Source organism: Streptomyces broussonetiae (assembly GCF_009796285.1).
GTDB lineage: Bacteria > Actinomycetota > Actinomycetes > Streptomycetales > Streptomycetaceae > Streptomyces > Streptomyces broussonetiae.
This window is the reverse complement of the sequence record NZ_CP047020.1, coordinates 1,872,559-1,891,365: the sequence shown is the minus strand read 5'-3', so window position 1 is coordinate 1,891,365 and position 18,807 is coordinate 1,872,559. Positions and strand designations below refer to the sequence as shown.

Annotated in this window: 17 protein-coding genes; 12 read left to right on the top strand and 5 right to left on the bottom strand. The window is 71.9% G+C overall.

The annotated features are described in order from the left end of the window. Positions 1–45 precede the first annotated feature (45 nt). Positions 46–300, bottom strand: coding sequence for a hypothetical protein (locus GQF42_RS08825; protein WP_158919093.1), 255 nt, complete (start codon positions 298–300; stop codon positions 46–48). 289 nt (positions 301–589) lie between these two features. On the opposite strand from GQF42_RS08825, the gene GQF42_RS08820 reads away from it, so the two are divergent. The 6 genes from GQF42_RS08820 to GQF42_RS08795 all read left to right on the top strand — a co-directional run bounded on the left by GQF42_RS08820 (position 590) and on the right by GQF42_RS08795 (position 7,636). After that, positions 590–1,393: an ABC transporter ATP-binding protein gene (locus GQF42_RS08820; protein ID WP_158919092.1), complete on the top strand. Its 804-nt coding sequence runs from the start codon at positions 590–592 to the stop codon at positions 1,391–1,393. Then, positions 1,393–3,900, top strand: coding sequence for an FtsX-like permease family protein (locus tag GQF42_RS46915; RefSeq protein WP_158919091.1), 2,508 nt, complete (start codon positions 1,393–1,395; stop codon positions 3,898–3,900). The genes GQF42_RS08820 and GQF42_RS46915 overlap by 1 nt, the downstream gene beginning before the upstream one ends. A gap of 86 nt (positions 3,901–3,986) precedes the next feature. Continuing rightward, positions 3,987–5,285: a sensor histidine kinase gene (locus GQF42_RS08810; protein ID WP_199272614.1), complete on the top strand. Its 1,299-nt coding sequence runs from the start codon at positions 3,987–3,989 to the stop codon at positions 5,283–5,285. After that, complete coding sequence (locus GQF42_RS08805; protein ID WP_158919090.1) at positions 5,249–5,893, top strand: response regulator; 645 nt, start codon at positions 5,249–5,251, stop codon at positions 5,891–5,893. The genes GQF42_RS08810 and GQF42_RS08805 overlap by 37 nt, the downstream gene beginning before the upstream one ends. A gap of 118 nt (positions 5,894–6,011) precedes the next feature. Beyond that, the gene (locus tag GQF42_RS08800) at positions 6,012–6,767 is read left to right on the top strand and encodes a thioesterase II family protein (protein WP_158919089.1); all 756 of its coding nucleotides are present in this window, start codon (positions 6,012–6,014) and stop codon (positions 6,765–6,767) included. Next, a complete protein-coding gene (locus GQF42_RS08795; RefSeq protein WP_158919088.1) occupies positions 6,764–7,636 on the top strand; it encodes an SDR family oxidoreductase in 873 nt (290 codons plus the stop codon). The genes GQF42_RS08800 and GQF42_RS08795 overlap by 4 nt, the downstream gene beginning before the upstream one ends. Positions 7,637–7,658: 22 nt before the next feature. Here the strand turns inward: GQF42_RS08795 and GQF42_RS08790 are convergent, their stop codons facing one another. The 4 genes from GQF42_RS08790 to GQF42_RS08775 all read right to left on the bottom strand — a co-directional run bounded on the left by GQF42_RS08790 (position 7,659) and on the right by GQF42_RS08775 (position 11,663). Beyond that, a complete protein-coding gene (locus GQF42_RS08790; RefSeq protein ID WP_158919087.1) occupies positions 7,659–8,870 on the bottom strand; it encodes an NAD(P)/FAD-dependent oxidoreductase in 1,212 nt (403 codons plus the stop codon). Positions 8,871–8,933: 63 nt separating this feature from the next. Continuing rightward, a complete protein-coding gene (locus GQF42_RS08785) occupies positions 8,934–9,125 on the bottom strand; it encodes a ferredoxin (RefSeq protein ID WP_158919086.1) in 192 nt (63 codons plus the stop codon). Between the two features lie 26 nt (positions 9,126–9,151). Further along, a complete protein-coding gene (locus GQF42_RS08780; protein ID WP_158919085.1) occupies positions 9,152–10,387 on the bottom strand; it encodes a cytochrome P450 in 1,236 nt (411 codons plus the stop codon). A 43-nt stretch (positions 10,388–10,430) separates the two neighbouring features. Next, positions 10,431–11,663, bottom strand: coding sequence for a cytochrome P450 (locus GQF42_RS08775; protein WP_199273038.1), 1,233 nt, complete (start codon positions 11,661–11,663; stop codon positions 10,431–10,433). Between the two features lie 639 nt (positions 11,664–12,302). Between GQF42_RS08775 and GQF42_RS08770 the strand changes: the two genes are divergently transcribed. The 6 genes from GQF42_RS08770 to GQF42_RS08745 are packed head-to-tail and all read left to right on the top strand — an operon-like array spanning position 12,303 to position 18,806. Next, entirely contained in the window at positions 12,303–13,199 is an 897-nt protein-coding gene (locus tag GQF42_RS08770) for a proline iminopeptidase-family hydrolase (protein WP_158919083.1), read from the top strand. A 37-nt stretch (positions 13,200–13,236) separates the two neighbouring features. Further along, positions 13,237–14,172: an ACP S-malonyltransferase gene (locus tag GQF42_RS08765; RefSeq protein WP_158919082.1), complete on the top strand. Its 936-nt coding sequence runs from the start codon at positions 13,237–13,239 to the stop codon at positions 14,170–14,172. A 26-nt stretch (positions 14,173–14,198) separates the two neighbouring features. Continuing rightward, on the top strand, positions 14,199–14,450 hold the full coding sequence (locus GQF42_RS08760; protein ID WP_067117876.1) for a phosphopantetheine-binding protein: 252 nt from the start codon (positions 14,199–14,201) through the stop codon (positions 14,448–14,450). A 26-nt stretch (positions 14,451–14,476) separates the two neighbouring features. Beyond that, positions 14,477–16,039: an AMP-binding protein gene (locus tag GQF42_RS08755; RefSeq protein ID WP_158929937.1), complete on the top strand. Its 1,563-nt coding sequence runs from the start codon at positions 14,477–14,479 to the stop codon at positions 16,037–16,039. Further along, positions 16,036–17,562, top strand: a complete 1,527-nt coding sequence (locus tag GQF42_RS08750; protein WP_158919081.1) for an AMP-binding protein — start codon at positions 16,036–16,038, stop codon at positions 17,560–17,562. The genes GQF42_RS08755 and GQF42_RS08750 overlap by 4 nt, the downstream gene beginning before the upstream one ends. Then, positions 17,559–18,806 carry a type III PLP-dependent enzyme domain-containing protein gene (locus GQF42_RS08745; RefSeq protein ID WP_158919080.1) on the top strand — a complete coding sequence of 416 codons (1,248 nt, stop codon included), beginning with the start codon at positions 17,559–17,561 and terminating at the stop codon, positions 18,804–18,806. The genes GQF42_RS08750 and GQF42_RS08745 overlap by 4 nt, the downstream gene beginning before the upstream one ends. Position 18,807: the final 1 nt, after the last annotated feature.

Genomic DNA, 18,807 nt, shown 5'->3' with positions numbered 1-18,807 from the left:
TGGTGGGGCGAGGCGACCGAAAGGACGCCGCGCCCCACCATTTCTTCACTCGCCGGCTTCGCGGAAATGCGCCAGCCACGCGTGGATATCACAACGGATACTGTCCGGATCCACCCCTAATTGCAGCGAGATTTCATCGGCGGCCAATTCCGGCTGCCAGCCGCTGCGCTGGAGCGCCAGCCACATCGTGGTGCCACGTGGTCCGCACCGATGCCGCTTCCCTGTGCGCCGGGAGGAAAGTTCCAGATATCCGTCTGGCCGCACCTGCGCGGTCAGTTCGTGGTCAGGCCTCCTGGCCATGGGACTTCCTATCTTCCGTGGTTTCTGCCGACGGGTTCGAAGGTACCCGCACAAACGCCCGGAGACACGGGTGTCAACCAGCCCATTCGAAAGGGAAGCAAATGTGCGGACAAGGGTGACGTCAACGCGGCACAAAGCCCGCAGGCCGACCTCCGGAACCTGGCGGGCCGAGGTAGAGAAACCTCTACCTCGAACCGGCCTGAGAATGCCAATGTGCCGCAGCCGCAGCGTTCCTAATCTGGACGCAGACACCGCGTGAGAAGCGCGATATCTCATAGGGGAGCCCGCAGTGCACACTTCACAGGACCTTCGCATGGCGGAGGCGGTACGGCTGGACGCCGTGTCGAAGACCTACGGCCGAGGAGACAGCCAGGTGGCCGCGCTGCGCGGGCTCTCCATGAGCTTCGCCGGCGGCACCTTCACCGCCGTGATGGGTCCCTCCGGATCAGGCAAGAGTACCTTCCTGCACTGCGCGGCCGGACTGGTGCAGCCCACCTCCGGCAAGGTCACCGTCGGCGGCACCGAACTCGCCGGCCTGGACGACACCCAGCTGACCAAGCTGCGCAGGGACCGGATCGGCTTCATCTTCCAGTCCTTCAACCTGCTGCCCGCGCTGACCGTGATGCAGAACATCACGCTCCCGCTGCAACTGGCCGGACAGCGGCCCGACAAGGCCCTGATCCGCAACGTCGTACAGCGGGTGGGCCTGAACGAGCGGCTCGGCCATCTGCCCGCCCAGCTGTCCGGCGGCCAGCAGCAGCGCGTCGCCATCGCCCGCGCTCTGGTGACCCGGCCCGCCGTCGTCTTCGCCGACGAACCCACCGGCGCCCTCGACACCCGCACCGCCGCGTCCGTGCTGGCCCTGCTGCGCGAGTCCGTCGACACCGCCGGGCAGACCCTGGTCATGGTCACCCACGACCCGGTCGCCGCCTCCTACGCGGACCGCGTGGTCTTCCTCGCCGACGGCGCCTTCGCCGGCGAACTGCACCGGCCGACGGCCGACGCCGTGGCCGCCCGGATGACCAGGCTCGGCGCCTGGGAGGACGACACCCAGCGGCAGAACTCGCAGATGCCCACCGGGGGGCGTTACTGATGTGGCAACTGGCACTGCGCACCCTCAAGTTCCGCAGGACGAGCTTCGTCGCGACCTTCCTCGCCATGTTCCTCGGCGCCGCCATCGTCATCGGCTGCGGCGGCCTGATGGAGACGGGCGCCCGGATGGCGGCCGACCCGCAGCGCCTCGCCGGCGCCCCGGTCGTCGTCACCGGTGAACAGACCCATGGCACAACCGCCCTGACCGAGCGTCACCGCATCGACCCCGATCTCGTCGCCGCGGTGGCCAAGACCGACGGCGTGCGCACGGCCGTCGGCGACGTGTCGGTCCCGGCCACCGTCCTCAAGGACGGCAAGCCGCTGACCGCCAAGTCCGACTCGTACGGCCATGGCTGGGCCAGTGCCCGGCTCACCCCCTATACCCTCGCCGTCGGTGGATCCCCCGCCGCCGGCGGCGAGGTCGTCCTCGACTCGGGACTGGCGCAGCGCGCCGGCGCCCGTCCCGGGTCCACGGTCGACATCGTCGTACAGGGCACCACCCGGCAGTTCCGCGTCAGCGGCATCGCCGCGCAGCAGGGCGGCCACAACCCGCACGCCGCGGTCTTCTTCACGGACGACGAGGCCCGCGCCTTCGCCGGTGGCCGGATCGACTCCATCGGCGTCCTGCCCGCACCCGGCAGGAGCGATGCCGCCGTCGCCGACGCCGTGCGCTCGGCCGTCGGCGACCGCGCCGAGGTGCTCACCGGCGAGCAGCGGGGCCTGGCCGAACTGCCCGGCACCCTGCCCAGCAAGCGCACCGTCGTCATCCTCGCCGCGGTCTTCGGCTCCTCGGTCGTCCTGATCGTCATGTTCGGCGTCGCCTCCACTCTCGGCCTCTCCCTGCAGCAGCGCGCCCGCGAGATGGCCCTGCTGCGCGCCGTCGGCTCCACCCCGAGCCAGCTGCGCCGGATGATCCTCACCGAGACGGCCGTCCTGTCGGTCGGATCCGTGCTGCTCGCCCTGCTGCCCGGCTGGGCCATCGGCCGGATGCTGTACGGGGTTCTGACCTCCAGCGGCGTGGTGTCCTCGGAGATCGTCTACCACTGCGGCTGGATCCCGATGGCTGTCGGAGCGGTCGTCACCGTCCTCGCCGCGGCAGGCGCCACCCGCTTCGCCGGCCGCAAGGCCGCCCGCACCGAACCGGTCGCCGCCCTGGCCGAAGCCACCGCCGGCACCAGCTGGTTCAGCGTGCCCCGGCTGCTGCTCGCGCTGTTCTTCCTCGCCAACGGCATCGGCCTGGCGATCGCCACCACCACGATGGAGGACAGCCCCACCCTCGCCAGCACCGCCGGACCGGCCTCCGTGCTGTTCTGTATCGGGCTCGCCCTGCTCGCCCCCGGCATCACCAAGGCCATGGTGGCGGTGCTGCGGCTCCCGGTGCGCGCCTTCTCCGGCCTGTCCGGCCAGCTCGCGCTGCGCAACGCGGCGACCGCCAACGTCCGCATGGCGGGCGCCGTCGCGCCGATCGTCCTGCTCATCGGCATCGCCACCGGCACCCTGTACATGCAGTCCACCGAGGACCACGTCTCGCGGGCCTCGTACGACAAGAACATCCTCGCCCAGTACGTCCTCGACTCCACCACCGGCGGCTTCGCCCCCGGCGTCGTCGAGAAGGTGCGCGCCACGCCCGGTGTGACGGCGGCCTCCGAACTCGTGGTCACCCGCGGCTTCGTGGACCGGTCCGGCGGCCTGGCCGACGCCGACCTGCGCGGTGTGTCCGCCGAGGGCGTGCGGCAGAGCCTCGACCTGCCGGTGGTCTCCGGCTCGCTCGCCGCTCTGAGCGGCGACACCGTGGCCCTTTCGGACAAGAAGGCCCGTGAGTACGGAGTGAAGGTCGGCGACCGGCTGCCGATGCACTTCGGTGACGGCACCGCGGCACGCCCCACCGTCGTCGCCCTCTACGCCGACAACCCCAAGCAGGAGTACCTGACGCTGCCCGCGGCGACCCTCGCCCCGCACACAGGTGACGGGCTGCCGCACCAGATCCTGGTCCGCACCGCGTCCGGCAGCGGCACCGAGGTCCACGACCGTCTCGCCGCGCTCGCCGCCCGGGTGCCCGGCACCGAACTGGACGTCAGCTCCTCGCTGGCCGGCCGTAACAACCAGATCCAGCAGATCCTGGTGTCCGCCAACTACACCATCGTCGCCATGATCGTGGGGTACGCCGCCATCACCGTGGTCAACACCCTGGTGTCGGTCACTCGCAAGCGCAGCGCGGAGTTCGGCCTGCAGCGGCTCACCGGTGCCACCCGCGCCCAGGTGATCGCGATGCTGAGCGTCGAGGGTGTGCTGATCGCGGTCATCGCCACCGTCCTCGGCACCATCGCCTCGGCGACGACCATCGTCCCCTACAGCCTCGTCAAGAGTGACTCGTACCTGCCCTCAGGATCCATCGGCATCTACCTGGCCATCGTCGGCGGGTCGCTGCTGCTGGTGTTCGGCGCCACCCTGCTGCCCTCCTGGCGCGGCATGCGCAACCCCGCAGTGGACACGGTGAAGGCCGCGTGAGCCACCTTCTGACCGGGCCGTCCCCGCTGCCCCCGGGCGGGGGCGGCCCCGCCGTGACCGGCGCCGAGGGATGGGAACATGAGGGCATGAAGACTGTGCCGGTCACCTGGCGCGGCCGACTCGGGCGCGCCGCCCTGGACACCCTGGTCGGCACGGCGATCGCCGTGGGGGCCCTGCTCTCGATCGTCCTCTTCGTCACCACCACCTACTTCGTCGTCATCTCCGTGATCGGCATCGGCTTCCTCGCGCTGCCCTACTGCACCCGTGCGGTGCGCTGGCTGGCCGACCTCAACCGGCGCGCGGCCGCGCGCTCCGGCGTCCCGGTGGGGCGGCCCTACCGGGACGAGCCGCAGGAGATCGAGAAGGACATCGTCGGCTGGATGCGCCGCTGCAAGTGGATCCTCACCGACCCCGCGACCTGGCGGGATCTGCTGTGGCTGCTGCTCAACTGCCTCGTCGGACTCGTCGGCTTCGTACCGGCCGCCCTGCTCTACTACGCGGGGGAGGGCCTGTTCCTGGCCTGCGGCCTGTGGCAGCCCATCGCGCAGGGCGGACAGGGCCGCTGGTACGCCTCCGTCACCGTCGACAGCTGGCCGGCCGCGTTTGCCGCGGGGCTGCTGGCGCTCGTCGTCCTCACCGGCTGGATCTTCCTCAGCCCGCTGGTCCTCAAGGGGTACGCGTACTTCGTCCAGTTCCTGCTCGGTCCGACCCGGCAGTCCGAACTCGCCTTCCGGGTGCAGCACCTGGCGGAAACCCGCTCCGGCGCCCTCGACTTCCAGGCCGCCGAACTGCGCCGCATCGAACGCGACCTGCACGACGGCGCCCAGGCACGCCTCGTCAGCCTGGGCCTCCAACTGGGGGCCGTCGACCGGAAGATGGCCCAGGACCCGGAGGAGGCGCGACGTCTGCTGCGGCAGGCGCGCACCTCGTCCGTGCAGGCCCTGAGCGAACTGCGCGACCTGGTGCGGGGCATCCATCCTCCCGTCCTCGCGGAGCGCGGCCTGGCCGACGCCCTGCGCGCCCTGGGCCTGGCCAGCCCGCTGCAGGTCACCGTGGTGGCGGACCTGCACGACCGGCTGCCCGACCCGGTCGAGTCAGCCGTCTACTTCGCCGTGTCGGAACTGCTCACCAACGCCCTCAAGCACGCCGAGGCCACGCGTGTGGAGATACTGGCCTGGTGCGAGGAGGACATCCTGCACGCCCGGGTCACCGACGACGGCCGCGGTGGCGCCGACGTATCGGCCGGGACCGGTCTGGAGGGCATCCGGCGCAGGCTGGCATCCTTTGACGGGACGCTGAAGATCGACAGCCCTCCGGGCGGTCCGACCGTGATGAAGCTGGAGCTACCGTGCGCGTTGTCCTCGCCGAAGACCTCTTCCTCCTGAGGCAGGGGATCATCCAGCTGCTGGAGGCGTACGACTTCGAAGTGGCCGCCGCCGTCGACAACGGCACCGACCTCGCCGCCGCGATCGCCGAGCACCGCCCCGACGTGGCCATCGTCGACGTACGGTTGCCCCCCACCTTCACCACCGAGGGCCTCCAGGCGGCCCTGCGTTCCCGCCGGGAGCAGCCCGGCCTGCCGATCCTCGTCCTCTCCCAGCACGTCGAGCAGATGTACGCCCGCGAACTGCTGGCCGACGGCACCGGCGGCATCGGCTATCTGCTGAAGGACAGCGTCCTGGACGACGAGCAGTTCATCGACGCCGTACGACGCGTCGCGGCCGGCGGGACGGCCATGGACCCTGCGGTCGTGGCCCAGCTGATGACCAGCCACTCCCGGGACGAGCCGCTGGCCGCGCTCACCGGCCGCGAACGCGAGGTGCTGGAACTCATGGCCGAGGGCTGCTCGAACACCGCGATCGCCCAACGGCTCACCGTCACCGAGGGCGCGGCCGCGAAGCACATCTCCAACATCTTCACCAAGCTGATGCTCCCTCCGTCGAGCGACAGCAACCGCCGGGTGCTCGCGGTGCTCGCCTACCTCAACGCCTGAGCCGCACACCGTGGTTGGGGCGGATAGGGGTGTCCGGGCCGTCCGGCGCGCGTGAGACTGCCGGTGCGCGCTCCGTGCGCCGCGCCGCAGTCACCGCCAGGAAGGACACACCCGCCCCATGACCACGCTCGCCGAACACGACCGTCTCTGGATACGCCGTTACCATCCCCGGCCGGACGCGGCGGCCAGGCTGGTGTGCCTGCCCCACGCGGGCGGTTCGGCGACCTTCTACCACCCGGTCTCGGCGGGTCTGCCGGAGTCCGTGGACGTGCTCGCAGTGCAGTACCCGGGTCGCCAGGACCGGCGGGGCGAGCCGTGCGCCGCGAGCATCCAGGAGCTGGCCGACGCGGTCACCTCCGTCCTGCTGCCGTGGACCGACCGTCCGCTCGTCCTCTTCGGGCACAGCATGGGCGCCACCCTCGGCTTCGAGGTCGCCCGCCGGCTGGAGCACGACCACGGTGTCGTCCCGCGGGCACTGGTCGCCTCCGCCCGCCGGGCCCCCTCCTGCCCGCGCGAGGAGTCCGTCCATCTGCGCGACGACGACGGACTGGTCGAGGAGATGCGGCAGCTCAGCGGCACGGACTCGGCGATCCTCGACGACGAGGAACTGATCCGTATGGCGCTGCCCGCGATCCGCGCGGACTACCGGGTCGCCGAGACGTATGTCTACGAGCCGGGCCCGGACCTGCGGTGTCCGATCGTGGGTCTGGTCGGCGACAACGATCCCAAGGTCACCGTGGAGGAGGCACGCGCCTGGTCGCGGCACACCGCCACGTCGTTCGACTTCCATGTGTTCCAGGGCGGCCACTTCTATCTGACGTCGCATCAGAAGGAAGTCCTGGACCTGCTGGCGCGGCAGGCGGTGCGGTCGTGACCGCCGTCCTCGTCACCGGGTGCAGCAGCGGCATCGGCCTGGAGACGGCGCTGGCCTTCGCGCGCCGCGGCGACCGGGTGCACGCCTGTGTGCGCCGTGCCGACAGCGCGGAGGAACTGCTCCGGCGGGCCCACGCCGAGGGCCTCACCCTCGACGTCCCGTTGCTGGACGTCACCGACGACGCCTCGGTCACCGCCGCCGTCACCGCGCTGCAGGACCGGCACGGACCGGTCGACGCCCTGGTCAACAACGCCGGCATCGACCGCACGGGCCCGGCGGAGACCATGCCGCTCGACCAGGCGCGGCTGCTGATGGAGACCAACTTCTGGGGCCCGCTGCGCATGTCCCGCGCCGTGCTGCCGGCGATGCGCGCCCGGGGGAGTGGCGTCATCGTCAACGTGTCCTCCCTCGCGGGCCGTACGTTCGCCGTGCCGCACGGCGGTTTCTACGCCGCGAGCAAGGCCGCCGTGGGCGCGCTCAGCGAGGCCCTGTCCGCGGAGGTCCGGCCCTTGGGCATCCGTGTAGTGTGCCTCGAGCCGGGCAGCTTCGCCTCCGCCGTCCGGCGCGGGTCCGCCGCCGGGGACGCCGCACAGCAGGACGGGACCGGCCCGTACGCCGCCGACCACGTCTGGCTGACCCGGTTCCTGGCGCGCGTGGCGCAGGGCGCCGCCGACTGCGCCGAGGCGGCCGCGGCGGTCGTCGCGTCCGTCGACGACGCCTGCACCCCGCTGCACACGCCGGTCGGCAAGGACGCGGAAGCGGCACTGCGGCTGCTGGCGGGCGTCTCCCACGAGGAGTGGCTGCCCCGCTTCGTCGCGCAGGCACAGTCCCTCGTGGGCCCGCGGCCGACTCCACCGCTGCCCGGGTAACTCCCGCTGTTCCTGGGGTGGTTCAGGCGGCGCTCGGGCCGGCGAGTGCCGCCCGCCACGGCGTCCGGGCGGCTACCAGGGCCCGCCAGCCGCGCAGCATCCGGGGCGGCAATCCCGCCGCGAGGACGCCGGTGATCCGGTCGCCGGTGCGGTAGACGACCAGCAGCCGGCGCCGGGCGGGATCGCTGTCGAGGACACGGGCCTCGTCGTGACCGCGCAGCCGGCCGTGGGCCTGCACCCTGGTGTCGTACTGGTCGGACCAGAAGTACGGCACCGGAGCGAACGGCCGCCGCTCGCCGGTGCCGGCGAGTTCGCGGGCGACGGCCGTGGCCTGTTCCCCGGCATGGGTGCGATGCTCGACGCGCATCTCCGCGGCGAACAGCGGGTTGTACCAGCGGGCCACGTCCCCGACGCCGTACACACCGGGTGCGGCTGCGCAGTACTCGTCGCACACCAGGCCGTCCCGCACGGTGAGGCCGCTGTCCGCCAGCCACTCGGTGTTGGGTGTGCAGCCGATGGCCACGAGCACGACGTCGGCCGCTACGACGTCCGAACCGGCGCCGTCGGCCAGCCGGACACCGCTCACCCTGCCCCCGGCATGGAGGACTTCGGTGACCGTGGCGCCCGTGCGCAGTTCGACGCCGTGCTCCTGGTGCAGGCCGGTCAGGAACCGCCCGGCCTGTTCCCCGACGGCCGCGGCCAGCGGCACCGGGGCCGGCTCGACGAGGGTCACCCGGACACCGAGGCCGCGGGCGGCGGCGGCGACCTCCGTGCCGAGGAAACCGGCGCCGACCACGACCAGCCGCATCCCGGGACCCAGCCGTGCCCGCAGCGCCAGCGCGTCCCGCAGTGTGCGCAGTGTGTGCACCCCGACGATGCCGGCCGTGCCCGGCAGCCGCCGGGGCCGGGCGCCGGTCGCGACGACCAGCGCGTCGTACTCGATCTCGCGGCCGTCGGCCAGCAGGACCGACCGGGCCTGCTGATCCAGCCCGGTCGCCGGCACGCCGAGACGTAAGTCCAGTTCCAGAGCGCCCAGTTCGGCGCTACTGCGCAGGGCGAGCCGGTCCGCGTCCCAGTGGCCGCCGAGCAGTTGCTTGGACAGCGGCGGGCGGTCGTAGGGCGGCTCCGGCTCCTCGCCGACGAGCGCGATCGGACCCTCGTGCCCGGCCCGGCGCAGCGCCTCGGCGGTGCTCAGGCCACCCGCCGACGCTCCGACGATGACGACCCGGTTCACGACTCGGCCTCCCGCGGGGTTCGGGGACGGTGCGGGGGAGCGAAGCCTCTGCGGCACGGCCCGTCAGCCCTCGACGTGCAGGGACCGCGACGGGCACAGGTCGACCGCCTGCAGCACCCCCGCGCGCAGGTCCTCGCCGGGCTCCTGCTGCAGGACGACCACGAGACCGGCGTCGTCCTGGTCGAACACCTCCGGGCTGAGCATGGCGCACTGGCCGGAACCCACGCACCGGTCCTGCTCGGTGGTGACACGCATGAGGGGGACTCCGATCGGGTCGGCCGTCACCAGGTGACGGGGAGTTCGTAGACGCCGTAGACCATGGCGTCGTCCTTGAAGCGCAGTTCGTCCTGCCCGGCCGCGAGGCGCAGGCCCGGGATTCGGCGCAGCAGCGTGCCGTAGACGGTCTCCAGCTCCACCCGGGCCAGGTTGGCGCCGATGCACTGGTGGACCCCGTAGCCGAAGGCGAGGTGGCTGCGGGCCTCCTTGCGGTGGATGTCCAGCCTGCCCGGTTCGGGGAAGACGGACTCGTCGTGGTCGGCCGCGTTGTTCAGGGCGAGGATGCCCTCGCCGGCGCGGATGGTGACCCCGCCGACCTCGATGTCCTCCAGTGCGACGCGCGCCGTGCCGGAGTCCGAGATGGAGAAGACGCGCAGCAACTCCTCGATGGCGCCCGGCAGTAGCCCGGGGTCGGCCTGCAACGCGGCCATCTGCTCCGGGTGCTGCAGCAGGGCCAGCACCCCGAGTGCGATCATGTTGGCGGTCGTCTCGTGGCCGCCGACCAGCATCAGCCGCGCCATCGTCACCACGTCGACATGGTCGGCAACCTGCTCGGTGCGGTTCTTCTCCAGGAAGCGGCTGATCAGGTCGTCGCCCGGCTCGTCCTCCTTGAGGGTGACGAGCTTGTCGAGGTACATGTCCAGGGCCTGCACCGCGGCGCCGTACTCGGCCGGGCTCAGGTCGTGGTTCATCATCGCCGCCGACCACTGCTCGAACTGGGCGTGGTCCTCGTACGGCACCCCGAGCAGCTCGCAGATCACCAGTGAGGGCACCGGCAGCGCAAGGGCGGTGACCAGGTCCACCGGGCCACCGGCGGCCAGCATCGCGTCGACGCGCTCGTCCACGATCTCCTGGATACGCGGACGCATCTCCTTGATCCGGCGGGCGGTGAACTCCGGGATGAGCATGCGCCGCTGGGCGGTGTGCTCCGGCGCGTCCATGTTCAGCATCATCAGCCGGACCTGCGCCAGCATCTCCTCGGGGATGTGGAACTGGTGCGGGTAGCCCGGCAGTTTCAGGTTGGAGCTGACCCGGCTGTCGCCCAGCACCTGCCGGACGTGCTCGTGCCGGGTGACCAGCCAGGCGGGCTTGCCGTTCACCTTCAGCGCGGCGCGCGAGACCGGGTCGTTCGCACGCATCTCGGCGTACTCACGGGGCTCGCTGAACGGACAGGTGCGGCGCATCGGGAACTGCGGAAGCGACGCCCCCGTCTCGGGCGTGGCGTCGGCGGACTGGGTCATGGCTGCCTTTCGGTGACGGAACGGACGGACAGGGGGAGGTTCGTCACCAGGTGACGGGCAGCTCGTACAGGCCGTAGACCATGGCGTCGTCCTTGAACCGCAGCTCCTCGAGCGCAGTGGCCAGGCGGAGCGTCGGGATGCGCCGCAGCAGCGTCGAGTAGACGACGTCCAACTCCATGCGGGCCAGGTTCTGCCCGATGCACTGGTGGACGCCGTAGCCGAACGCGAGGTGGCTGCGGGCCTCGCGGCGCACGTCGAGACGGTCGGGGTCCGGGAAGACCTGACCGTCGTGGTTGGCGGCGTTGTTCAGCGGCAGGATGCCCTCGCCGGCCCGGATGGTCACGTCGCCCAGCTCGATGTCCTCCATGGCCACGCGTGCGGTGCCCGCGTCGGAGATGGAGAAGAAGCGCAGCAGCTCCTCCACCGCCTTGGGCATCAGCTCGGGCTCCTCGCGCACGGCATCCAGCTGCTCCGGGTGCTCCAGCAGCGCCAGGGTGCCGAGGGCGATCATGTTGGCGGTGGTCTCGTGCCCGGTGACCAGCATCAGCTTGGACATGCTGACGATGTCGGAGTGCTCCACCGCGGGCGTCTGCCGGTTGAACTCGATCAGCCGGCTGATCATGTCGTCGCCCGGTTCGGTCTCCTTGGCGGTGACCAGCCCGTCCACGTAGGCGTCCAGCTCGTAGTGGGCGCGGCCCCGGTCCTCGTCGCTGATGTCGTGGTTCATGATCGCCCAGGCCCACTCCTCGAACCGGCCGTGGTCCTCGTAGGGGACCCCGAGCAGTTCGCAGATGACGAAGGAGGGCACCGGCAGCGCGAGCGCGGTCACCAGGTCGACCGGGGCGTCCGCGCCCTTGGCGAGCATCTGGTCGATCAGCTGGTCCACGATCTGCTGCACCCGCTCACGCAGCTCGCGCATCCGCCGCACGCTGAACTCCGGGGCCAGCATGCGGCGCTGGACCGTGTGGTCCGGCGGGTCCATGGACAGAAAGGTCAGCGGCACCGACTGGAGAGTCTCCTCCGGTACCGGCACCTGCAGCGGATATCCGGGCAGCTTCAGGTTCGCGCTGACCCGCGCGTCACCCAGCAGCTTCTTGTACAGGTCGTGCCGGGTGATCAGCCACGTGGGCTTGCCGTTCACCTTCAGCTGCGCCCGGGAGACCGGCTCGGTCTCGCGCAGTTCTGCGTAGGCGGCCGGCGGGCTGAAGGGACAGGCCCGCCGCATCGGGAACTCCGGCAGCGCGGCCCCGTCGGCCGGTTCGGCAGGTGCAGTCATCATGTCCTCTTCGCACGGGAGGGAACGGGAGGCGCCGAAAGCGGAGCGGGTCCGGTCTCGGCGCCGGTGCGGCGCTGTCGGCCGTCTCCCGCACGCTAGGCAGCCACCGCCCGAAGCCCCAACCCCTAGGCGCCCCTAGGCCCTGTCGTCACATTCCCGTCTGCCTCGCGACGCCTGGCACGCCCTCTCGCGGGCGAAAGCCCATGTACGTCCAGTACGAGGACTTCCGTCCGGCACGCCGGGAGCACGCACCGGACACCACGAGGCCGCCCTTCGGGCGACGACGGGAATGTGACGACGGGACCTAGGGGGCAGGAGACATCCGGACGACATCCGACGGGCACCGCGGTCCACCGTATGTGCGCCCTGCGCCGCAGGTGGCACGGGGCGGCGAGACCCGCGGGAGACAGCGAGCGGGGAGCGGCGGGGCGCGCCCCGTGTGTTCGGTCACCCGGACACCGCCTAGGGGCGATTAGGGGTCTGGTGGCGGCGCGGTGGCCGTTAGCGTCGGCAGCGGACCACGACAGAGGCATGGACGGCGAAGGCACGGATCGCCCACCGTGCCGGCTCTCCCGGTCCCGGCCGGCGGCCCCGCCCCGGCCGTCGCCGTGTCCCGCAGCCGAGCAGAGGTGATTCAGCGTGTCCCCGGATCCCAGTGCGAAGGGCACCCTTCCCTTCGGGGAGTACCGGACCTGGTACCGGGTGACCGGTGAACTCGGTGCGGGCCGGCCGGCGGTCGTCGCCGTGCACGGCGGCCCCGGCAGCACCCATGACTACCTGCTGCCGCTCGCGAGGCTCGCCGAGGACGGCTGGCCCGTGGTCCACTACGACCAGCTGGGCAACGGCGGCTCGACCCATCTGCCCGACAAGGAGGCCGCGTTCTGGACGGTCGAGCTGTTCGAGCGTGAACTGGTCAATTTGGTCCAGCAGTTGGGCATCGCCGACGACTACGTACTGTTCGGCCAGTCCTGGGGCGGCCCGCTGTGCGCCCGGCACGCCATGACGAACCCGGTCGGCCTGCGCGGACTGGTCGTCGCCAACGCGCCCGCCTCGTACCCGATCTGGCTCCAGGAGATGGCACGGCTGCGCGCCGAACTGCCACCGGAGGCCGAGCAGACACTGCGGCGGCACGAGGCGGACGGCACCTTCGACAGTCCGGACTACCTGGCCGCGATGCGGGTCTTCTACGACCGTCATGTCTGCCGTGTGTCTCCCTGGCCGCGCGACTTCCTGTCCTCCTTCATGGAGATCTACAACGACCCGACCGTCTACTACGCGATGAACGGGCCCAACGAGTTCCACGTCATCGGTTCCCTGAAGAACTGGTCGATCGTCGACGAACTGCACCGGATCGGCACTCCGACCCTGGTCATCAGCGGCCGCCACGACGAGGCCACCCCGGCGGTCGTGCAGCCGTTCCACGACCACATCCCCGGGGCGCGCTGGGAGATCTTCGAGGAGTCGAGCCATCTGCCGCACCTGGAGGAGCCGGAACGGTTCTTCGAGGTGATGACCGACTTCCTCAAGAGCCTGTGACGCTCACGAACCCGTGAAAGGGGGCGGGGATCCCGCCATGGCACACGACACCGCTCTCGTCTTCCCCGGCATGGGACCCGTCCCGTTCACCGAGGTGGGCAGGTTCATGGTGGCCAACCCCTTCGCCCGGGACCTGGTCGCCGTCGCCGACGAGGCGCTCGGCTACTCGCTGGTGGACGCCTTCCGCACCTCCCCGGGCGACTACTCCGAGGCCGCCCAGGTCGCCTTCTTCATCAACTGCCTGGCCTGCGCCGACTGGGCCCGCGACCACCTCGGTGTCGAACCCGACATCGTCGCCGGACCCAGCTTCGGCGAGAAGGCGGCCCTCGCCTACACCGGCGCCCTCGAACTGCCCGACGCGGTGCGCCTGACCGCCGAGATCGCCCGCTGCCTGGAGGAGTACTTCGCCGAGGAGCACCGGGACATCGTCACCCTGTCCTTCGTCCGCGCCCCGCGGGACGGCCTCGACGCCATCCTCACCGAGCTGGACGAGGCGGGGGAGTGGCACGAGATCTCCTGCCACATCGACGACGGCTTCTACATGATCTCCCTGTCCGAGCACCGCGTGGCATGGCTGGAGGAGCGGTTGCGCTCCGTCGGCAGCCTGCCGCTGTACACCATGCGCCCGCCCATGCACGCCTCGGCGTTCCGCCCGCTGCGGGAGAGGGCCGAACGCGACGTGGTGTCCCGCTACACCTTCGCCGACCCCAAGCTGCCCGTCGTCGCCGACCAGGACGGCCGACTGCTGCACACCGGCGAGGAACTGCGCACCATGCTGCTCGACGGCTTCGACCACCCGATGAACTGGCCCGGCGTCACCACGGCCCTCAAGGAAGCCGGCGTCACCCGGCTGTGCGTGGCCGGGCCCGACAGCCTCTTCGGCCGGGTGCCCTGCGCGACCCGGAACTTCGACGTCGTCGCCGCACCGCCGCGGCTGGCGATGACCCCCCGGCGCCGCTCGCGCGCCGCCTGATCCCGACCGACTCGTAGGAGGCTCCCATGTGGGACGACCAGTTCGAACAGATACTCCGCCCCTTCGTGCCGTTCCTCGGCCCGCAGGAGGAGCTGACCCCGGACGCCGAGCTGAAGGACCTCGGCCTGGACTCGCTCGCCACCGTCCAGCTGCTCGGCACGCTGGAGGAGGCCTATCAAGTCCGCTTCCGCGACAGCGCGCTGACCATGGACACCTTCCGCACCGCCGGCGTGCTGTGGGACACCGTGCAGAGCATGCTGCACACCGCCGCGAGCTGACGGGACGGCCCTTCGTGGATCCCACCATGGACGGCACGCTCGCCGGCCGGTTCCTGCGCGGGCTGGCGCTCGCCCCGGACCGGCCCGCGCTGCGCGTCGACGGCGTCGACACCAGCTACCGCGCACTGCACGAACGCGCCCTGGTCCTGGCCGGTTCGCTGCGCGCCGGTCTGCCCGGCCGGCCGCCCGCCGTGGGCGTGCTGGCCGGCAAGGGACCCACCGCGTACGCCGCCCTGCTGGCAGGCCTGTACAGCGGCGTCACCGTCGTCCCGCTGCAGCCGGCCTTCCCGGCCGCCCGCACCCGGCAGATGATCGAGGCCGCCGGGGCCGGCGCGCTGCTCGCCGACGACGACGCGCTGCCCGCCCTGACCGCCCTGCACGCCGAGGGCGTGCGCCTGCCGACGCTGTTCGCCCCCGGCGGGCAGCCGATGCCGGCGCTCGTCGTCGACCCGGACAGCGCCCTGAAGGCGCCGATGCCCGCCCGGCCCTCCGACACCGCCTACGTGCTGTTCACCTCAGGCTCCACCGGCCGGCCCAAGGGCGTGCCCGTCACCCACGCCAACACCGCGCACTACTTCGGCCTGCTGGACGAGCGCTACGACTTCGGTCCGCACGACGTCTTCTCGCAGACCTTCGACCTCAACTTCGACTGCGCGATGTTCGACCTGTTCTGCGCGTGGGGCGCCGGCGCCGCCGTCGTACCGATCCCGCCGCAGGCGTACGCGCATCTGCCGGAGTTCCTGGCCGAGCAGGGCATGACCGTGTGGTTCTCCACGCCCAGCGCGATCACCCTGGTGCGTCGCACCGGCGGGCTGGAGCCGGGCGCGCTGGCGTCGCTGCGCTGGAGCTTCTTCGCGGGGGAGGCGCTCAGCTGCAAGGACGCCGAGGACTGGGCCGTCGCCGCCCCCGGAGCGACACTCGAGAACCTGTACGGCCCGACGGAACTGACCATCACCATCACCGCCCAGCGCTTCACGCCGGGCCGGTACCTCAACGACATGGTGCCCATCGGTGCCGTACACCCGGGCCACGAGGCGCTGCTGCTGGGCGCCGACGGCGCCCCGGCCGACGGCGACGAAGGTGAACTGTGCATCATGGGGCCCCAGTTGACGCCCGGCTACCTCGACCCGGCCGATGACACCGGACGGTTCCTGGAGCACGGCGGCCACCGCTTCTACCGCACCGGCGACCGCGTCCGGCGCGCCGAGGACGGCGGCTGGCTCTACCTGGGCCGCCAGGACGCGCAGGTCCAGGTGCACGGGGTGCGGATGGAACTGGCCGAGGTGGACGCCGCGGCACGCACCTGCCCGGGCGTCGAGGACGCCGTGACCGTGGCGGTGCCCGTCGACGGCACGGTCGAACTGGCCGTCTTCCACACCGGCGAACCGGTGCCGCCCGCACAGCTCGCCCGTCATCTGCGCCGGCTGCTGCCGGCCGCGGTCGTCCCGCGCGCCTACCACCACCTGGACGCGCTCCCGCTCAACTCCAACCGCAAGACCGATCGCAGGAAGCTCGCCTCCCGGGCCACGGCCATGCGGCAGTCCGCCGGGACGGCACGCACTCATGAAAGGCGGCAGGAGTCGCAGTGAACGGTCAACCGACAGCGCAGGCCCGCACCGACGCCCGGGTGCACGACCTGCTCGACGAGGCCACCGCCGAGCGCCCCGACGCCCCGGCCGTCGCCGACGGCGCGGGCCGCTGGACGTACCGCGAACTCGCCGCCCACAGCCACGCCGTCGACGCCTGGCTTCAGGAGCACGGCATCGGCCACGGCGACCGGGTCCTCGTCCAGCTGCCCAGCACCCGCGAACTGGTCGCGCTGATGTACGGCACCGCCCGCCGCGGCGCCGTCCTCGTCCCCGTCAACACCGGCATGAAGGACTTCCACCTGCGGGCGGTCGTGGAGAACTCCGAGCCCGCACTGGTCGTCGTCACCGACCCCGCCGTGCGGCGGATCGCCGGGCTCGCCGCGGGCGTGCCGGTCCTCGGGCTCGGCGAGGCGTGGCAGGAGATCACCGCGCTGCGGGTGCAGGGGGCCCGGTCCGCCGGCGCCGAGGTCGGCCCCGAGGACCTCGCGGTCCTCGTCTACACCTCGGGCTCGACCGCCGCCCCGAAGGCCGTCATCTGCCCGCACGGCCGGATGGTCTTCGCCACCGAGGCCATCAACCTGGAACTCGGCTACCGCCCCGACGACGTGGTGTTCTGCCGCTTCCCGATCTCCTGGGACTACGGCCTGTACAAGGTGCTGCTCACCGCCGCCGGACGCAGCGAACTGGTGCTCGCCGACGGCGAGTCGGACCTGGTGCTGCTGCGCCGCATCCGGGAGACCGGCGCCACCGTCGTCCCGATCGTGCCCTCCCTGGCGACCATGATCGTCGCCCTCGCCGAGCGCGAGCCGAGCCGGGAATCCCGGGTGCGGATGTTCACCAACACCGGCGCCGCGCTGCCCAAGTCGACCGCCGACGGGCTGCGCGATGCGTTCCCCGGTGCGGAGGTGGTCATCCAGTTCGGGCAGACCGAGTGCAAGCGCGTCTCCGTGCTGCCGCCCGCCCACCAGGACGCCAAGCCCGACTCGGTCGGCCGCCCGCTGCCCGGCACCCGCGCCTTCGTCGTGGACGACGACGGCAACGCGCTGCCGCCGTTCCACACCGGCGAGATCGTGGTCGAGGGCCCGCACGTCATGCCCGGCTACTGGCGCGCCCCGCAGCAGACCGCCCGCGCCTTCCGCCCCGCCCCCGACGGCGGCCTCAGGCTGCACACCGGCGACTTCGGGCACGTCGACGAGGACGGCTTCCTGTACTACGAGGGCCGCCGCGACGACATGTTCAAGCACAAGGGCGTGCGTATGAGCACCACCGAGATCGAGAGCGCCGCCACCGACATCCCCGGCGTGCGCGCCGCCGCCGTCCTGCCGCCCGCCGAGGGCCGCGCACTCGCGGTGTTCGCCGAGGGCGACATCGACCCCCACTCCCTGCTCAAGGAGCTGTCGCTGCGCCTGGAGCCCGCCAAGGTGCCCGGCGTGAGCCGCGTCGTCGACGAGCTGCCGCTGACCCCGCACGGCAAGCACGACCGCAAGCAGCTCGCCCGCCTCCTGGAAGGAACCACCCCGTGACCGGCCCCACCGAGCTTGCCGAGCGCTTCGGGACCCCGTCCTACGTCTACGACCTGGACCGGGTGGCCACGGCCCGCGACGACCTGCTCGCCGCGCTGCCCGACGAGGTCGAGGTGTTCTACGCCGCCAAGGCCAACCCGCACCCCGACCTGATGCGCGAGCTGCGCACCGGCGGAGCCCGCGGCTGCCGCGCCGAGATCAGCTCCGTCGGCGAACTCGACGCCGTCCTTGAGGCCGGCTTCCAGGGCGACCGGATCCTCTACACCGGCCCCGGCAAGACCACCGAGGAACTCTCCGAGGCCCTCACCCGCGGCGTCCGCCTGTTCTCCACCGAGTCCTACGGCGACCTCACCCGCGTCGGCGAGGCCGCGCTCAAGCTCGGCCTGAGCGCCGACTGCCTGATCCGGGTCAACAACGCCACCGGCGCGGCCGCCACCGGCATCCGCATGACCGGTGTGCCCTCGCAGTTCGGCTTCGACAGCGAGACCCTCCCCGACCTCGCCGCCGACCTGCGCGACGTACCCGGCACCACCATCGCCGGGCTGCACTTCTTCCCGCTGAGCAACGCCAAGGACGAGGCGAGCCTCATCGCCGAGTTCCGCCACACCGTCGCCACCGCCGCAGCCCTCCAGGACGCCCTCGGCGTCACGTTCCGCTTCGTCGACATCGGCGGCGGATTCGCCGCACCGTACGGCGTGCAGGGCGAGCGGCCGGTCTACGGCGAGCTGCGTGCGGCCCTGGCCGGGACGCTCGACGAGCACTTCGCCGGCTGGCGCGAGGGCGCCCCGCGGATCGCCTGCGAGTCGGGCCGCTACCTGGTCGCCGACAGCGGCACCCTGCTCACCTCCGTCGTCAACGTCAAGGACAGCCGCGACCAGCGCTATGTCGTCGTCGACGCCGGCATCAACACCTTCGGCGGCATGTCCGGCCTCGGCCGCATCATGCCCGTCACCGTCGAGCCGCACGAGTCCGTCGGCGTGGACGGCACCCCCGCGAGCCTCGCAGGCCCGCTGTGCACCCCGGGCGACCTGCTCGGCCGGGGCGTCCCGCTCGCCGACCCGGCACCGGGCGACGTACTCAGCGTCCCCAACACCGGCGCCTACGGCCCCACGGCCAGCCTGCTGATGTTCCTCGGCCGGCCGGCCCCCACCGAGATCGTCGTACGCGGCGACGACGTCGTCTCCGTCTCCCGCATCCAGCACACCCGCGCGTACGAACCCGACACCCACGGACAGGCCCTGTGAT